We start from the raw sequence: 4,308 nt of genomic DNA, 5'->3' as shown, positions 1-4,308 counted from the left end.
ATTTATTACATATATTACATGTATTATTGTATAGCACAAGAAATTTCTGCTTTTGCACCCAGGGAGCTAACCTGAGACTATCGATATAACTTGCGACCCTCCTCTCAAGAGCGGCCTTCAGAGATTGACAGCGCTGAGCAAACGCCTGATATGATTTGTCATCAAAGAAAATCACATCCACCGAAATCATTGTGGCTGAGAACCAGAATAGACCCATAACGACGGCAATTGCTGTATGTAAAAGCACAGCACCTATAATCATAAAAGGCCTGGTATACTTATTCCAGATCAGGAAAGGGAAGGCGACCTGGAAGAGAAGGGTAGCGTAGGTAAGAAGGGAGCTCAGGAGCACATTATTGTAGATCAGGGGGCTGACTGCAGGAAGAGAAAACTCGCTAACGCGCAGTACATAGTAAAGAGCGGTACCCTGATACCAGAGGACACCTTGGGCCTTTGCCAGGGAAGAGATAAGGTACATTAGGCATAACTGGAACATCACAGTTATAGCGGCAACATTATGAACCAGTCCACACAGGCATGAGCAGCCAGAGATTTGCTTTCTGGCAGGTATAGCAATATAATTGCACAGGCCTATGAAAAATTCAATATTACTATAGTACTATTTACAAGTGTTAAGAGGGGAAGCCATCCCGGAGAGAAGCAGGGTAGTGAAGTAGCCAGCGGAGTTTTCCCTGAAAGGGCTGTCTCACTTAATTGGAGGAGCAGCACTCTATTCATCATCGGCGCAGGCTACCTCAGCGACATCAGCAGCCTCATCTCTGCCTGCCACGAAGAGGGCGCTGTAGCCCCTCCTGCGTCGGTATAGCCGCATCTCGGGGGAGAAGGTTTCAGCGATGCGCAGCGAGGCACGTGAGGTATCTTCGGCCAACGATACCAGGTAAGCTGTCAATCAAGGGCGGCCCCACCTCAGAGGGAGGCAGGGCCTAGCCGCTCAGCCGCCGCCGACCATTGTGACCAGCTCCAGGCGACAGCCCTCGTGCAGGCGCGTTTCGGCGAAGCGCTCGCGCGGGATAATGGTGCCGTCGAGCATGGCCACGACGCGGCCCGGCGTCAGGGCGAGCTGGCCGAGAAAGTCGGCGATGGTGCTCTCGCGCGGGACATGCCAGGGCTGGCCGTTGGCGACGATGGTCATCAGTTCCACCTGGGACGCTGCGTCTTCTGCCATTGGTCTACGTGTTTCCTCCTTTCTTGCTTGCTCTTTTCTGTGGCTGGCTTTCAGGTCGCCGGACTGTTATGGGATACCGCCGGCGGGTCTGGCCGCCGGCGAGCCTGGGCGCCAGCAGTCAGGGCCTGGCGTAGGGCCTCGACGGCCTGGGCCACGGAGGCGGCGCCGTAGATGGCCGAGATGACGGCGATGCCGTCGGCTCCGGCGGCGATGACCTGGGCGGCGTTGGCGGCGCTGAGGCCGCCGATGGCCAGCAGCGGCAGCCGAGGCCAGCGGGCGCGCAGTTGTTGCAGCAGCGCGGGGCCGGCCCCGCGCTCACCAGGATGAGAGGGCGAGGGGAAGATGGTGCCCGCCAGCAGGTAATCGGCGCCGGCAGCGACGGCCTCCTCCGCTTCGGCCAGCGAATGGACCGAGGCGCCGAGGAGCAGGGATTGCCCACAGCGTTCCAGCAGAGCGCGGGCGGCGGTCAGCGGTAGCGAGCGCCTGCCGAGCTGAACGCCGTCGGCGCCGACGGCCAGGGCCACATCGAGGCGGTCGTTGATGAGCAGGCGGGCACCATGCTGGCGCGCCAGCGGCTCCAGGATGGTCGCCAGCTCGTAGAGCCGGGCCGCCGACAGCCCCGGACCGCGTAGCTGCAGGAGATCGATCCCCGCCTCTAGAGCCTGACGCGCGATATCTACCAAGGCCGGATGCCGCTCATCGGTGACCAGGCAGAGCAGCGGCCCGCGCGCCGCTACGAACTCCGGCCAGCCTCCTGCGGCTGGGGCGCTCTCCTCTCTCATCGTGCCACTCGCTCAGCTCAGCTCAGCTCAGGATGGGCTGCCGACCAGGCCGGTCAGGGGGCTGCTGGGCACGGCCTGGGGACGGCGCGGGATGCGCCCGGCCAGGAAGGCGGCCCGCCCGGCTTCGATGGCCAGCTTCATGGCGCGCGCCATCAGCACAGGGTTGCCGGCCTGGGCCACGGCGGTATTGATCAGGCAGGCGGCGGCCCCCAGTTCCATCGCAAAGGCGGCGTCCGAGGGGGCGCCGATGCCGGCGTCCACAATGACGGGGACGCGCGCTTGCTCGATGATGATCTGGATCTGCGGCAGGTTGAGCAGCCCCTGACCGGAGCCGATGGGTGAGCCAAGGGGCATGACGGTGACGGCGCCGGCATCCTGCAGGCGCCGGGCCAGGACGGGGTCGGCGTTGATGTAGGGCAGGACCTCGAAGCCCTCTTTGACGAGCTGGCGCGTGGCTTCCAGGGTGGCGACGGGATCAGGCAGCAGATAGTCGGGATCGGGTATGACCTCTAGCTTGACCCAGCGCGGCAGGCCCATGGCCGCCGCCAGGTGGGCAATCTGAATGGCCTCCTCGGCGGTCTTGCAGCCGGCGGTGTTCGGCAGGATGGTGTAGCGCTCGGTGTCGAGATAGTCGAGCAAGGTCGGCTGCCCGGGCTGCGAGAGGTCCAGGCGGCGCAGGGCCACGGTGACGACTTCGGTGCCGCTGGCTTCCAGGCTCTGTTGCATCTCTTCGAAGCTGCGGTACTTGCCCGTGCCCAGCAGGAGCCGGGAGCGGAAGGTCCGCGAGCCAATGGTGAGCAGGTCCTCTGTCATGGTCGTTCTCTCCTGTCTGCTTGGTCTTCTTGGGCGACAGTTTGGCTGGCTTCGGCAGGCCGGCTGAACAGTTCGAGCTGGCGATCGCCAGCCCCGGCGGTGCTGAGGGGGGTCAGGCGGCGGCGCCAGGTTCCGAGACGCTCGGGGGCAAAGGGGCGCAGGTCCAGCTCGTAGGGGACGGGCCGCCCCTGGATCAGCTCGGCGATGATGAAGCCGGTGACGGGTCCGGTGATGGCCCCGACGCGCCCGTGCCCGACGGCCAGCCAGAGGCCGGGGCTGCTGGGCGCTTCGCCGATGAAGGGCAGGCCATCGACAGAAACGGGGCGCAGGCCGGCCCAGGTGCGTTCAACGCTGGCCTCTTTCAGGGCAGGGGCCACCCGCTGCACGACCTCCAGGAGCTGGATCAGGCCGCCAGCGGTCGGCGTTTTGTCGAAGCCGCGCCGCTCGGAGGTGGCGCCAACAAAGACGCTGCTGTCGGCTTTGGGGACGAGATAGCCCAGGGGACCAGCGTAGATGGTGTGGCGCAGGGGCTGACCGCTGGGACGCAGGGCGAGAAGCTGGCCTTTGAGCGGGTAGACGACGCCCGCTTGCTGGTCGCGATCAGACCAGGCGCTGCTCCAAGCGCCGGTCGCCAGGACGACATGTCTGGCTTCAATGGGGTCTTCTTCGGTTAGAACGCCCTGGACGCGGGCACCGTCCCAGAGCAGGGCCAGGGCGTTGCGCGGAATGAGCAGCTCGGCGCCGTGCAATTGCGCGCCACGCACGAGCAGGCGCGTGAGGTGGCCGATGGCAAGGTTGCCTTCGGCGGGCGAAAGAATGGCTCCGCGCACGCTGGGGGCCAGCAGTGGCTCGCGCTGGCGAACTTCGTCGGCTTCCAGCCAGCGTAGTTCGGGACGCAGGGACTGCAGGGCGGCCAGGTCGCGGCGTAAGGCTTCGGCCTGCCCGTCGTCGAAGGCGGGATAGAGGGTCGGCAGGTGGACAAGGCCGGCCCACATGCCGGTTTCGCTCTCTAGCTGCGCTTCGAGGCGCTCGTAGTGGCGTAGGCCAGCCAGACCCAGGCGCAGGAGGGGAGCGCTCAGGTCGCTGGCGCCGGCCTCGGCCAGCGGGGTGAGCATGCCGGCCCCGGCGTCTGAGGCTTCGGCAGCGATGCCGCTGCGGTCCAGCAGGGCGACGCGCTGCCCGGCCCGCGCCAGATGGTAGGCCGTGGCGCTGCCGACGATGCCCGCTCCGACTACCACCACGTCATAGGTTCGCCGTTGCATAGGCTCTTGCCTTCCTCTTCCTTGCACAGAACAGGCGGCCCATAAAAAAAGGCCGCTTCCCCAGACGGGCCGGGAAACGGCTTCTTGTCGACGCTCTCCCGCTGCGTGACGTGGCTGCCTCCACGTCGGGCAGCGAGCCGATGGGAGAAAGAAAGCGTTCCCTCCGCTGGTATGATCCAGATCAGGTGTCTGCTGCAGGGTCTGCGACATTGCAGGGTCGCACTCTCAGCCCGGCTCTCCGGACTCCCCTCGCTTCCTTCCTTGC

6 protein-coding genes and 1 riboswitch are annotated in these 4,308 nt (G+C 64.8%); all 6 genes read right to left on the bottom strand.

Annotated elements, in window-relative coordinates; genetic code table 11:
- Positions 1-505: HTTM domain-containing protein (locus IRZ24_RS19885; RefSeq protein ID WP_366914327.1), on the bottom strand; the 505-nt coding region annotated here is incomplete at its 3' end.
- Between the two features lie 225 nt (positions 506-730).
- Positions 731-910 carry a hypothetical protein gene (locus IRZ24_RS17335; protein ID WP_297166968.1) on the bottom strand — a complete coding sequence of 60 codons (180 nt, stop codon included), beginning with the start codon at positions 908-910 and terminating at the stop codon, positions 731-733.
- A 42-nt stretch (positions 911-952) separates the two neighbouring features.
- On the bottom strand, positions 953-1,186 hold the full coding sequence (gene thiS, locus IRZ24_RS17330) for a sulfur carrier protein ThiS (RefSeq protein WP_297166965.1): 234 nt from the start codon (positions 1,184-1,186) through the stop codon (positions 953-955).
- A gap of 50 nt (positions 1,187-1,236) precedes the next feature.
- Positions 1,237-1,968, bottom strand: a complete 732-nt coding sequence (gene thiE / locus IRZ24_RS17325; RefSeq protein ID WP_297166962.1) for a thiamine phosphate synthase — start codon at positions 1,966-1,968, stop codon at positions 1,237-1,239.
- Positions 1,969-1,995: 27 nt separating this feature from the next.
- Positions 1,996-2,781 (bottom strand): thiazole synthase, encoded by a 786-nt coding sequence (locus tag IRZ24_RS17320; RefSeq protein WP_297166960.1) that lies wholly within the window; start codon positions 2,779-2,781, stop codon positions 1,996-1,998.
- On the bottom strand, positions 2,778-4,043 hold the full coding sequence (gene thiO / locus IRZ24_RS17315; RefSeq protein ID WP_297166958.1) for a glycine oxidase ThiO: 1,266 nt from the start codon (positions 4,041-4,043) through the stop codon (positions 2,778-2,780). Before thiO ends, IRZ24_RS17320 begins: the two co-directional genes overlap by 4 nt.
- Positions 4,044-4,183: 140 nt before the next feature.
- A riboswitch (TPP riboswitch) is annotated at positions 4,184-4,303 on the bottom strand.
- Between the last annotated feature and the right edge of the window lie 5 nt (positions 4,304-4,308).

This window comes from Thermogemmatispora sp. (assembly GCF_019683755.1).
Classification (GTDB): domain Bacteria; phylum Chloroflexota; class Ktedonobacteria; order Ktedonobacterales; family Ktedonobacteraceae; genus Thermogemmatispora.
The sequence above is the reverse complement of the archived record's forward strand: the minus strand, read 5'-3'. Positions and strand labels throughout refer to the sequence as shown.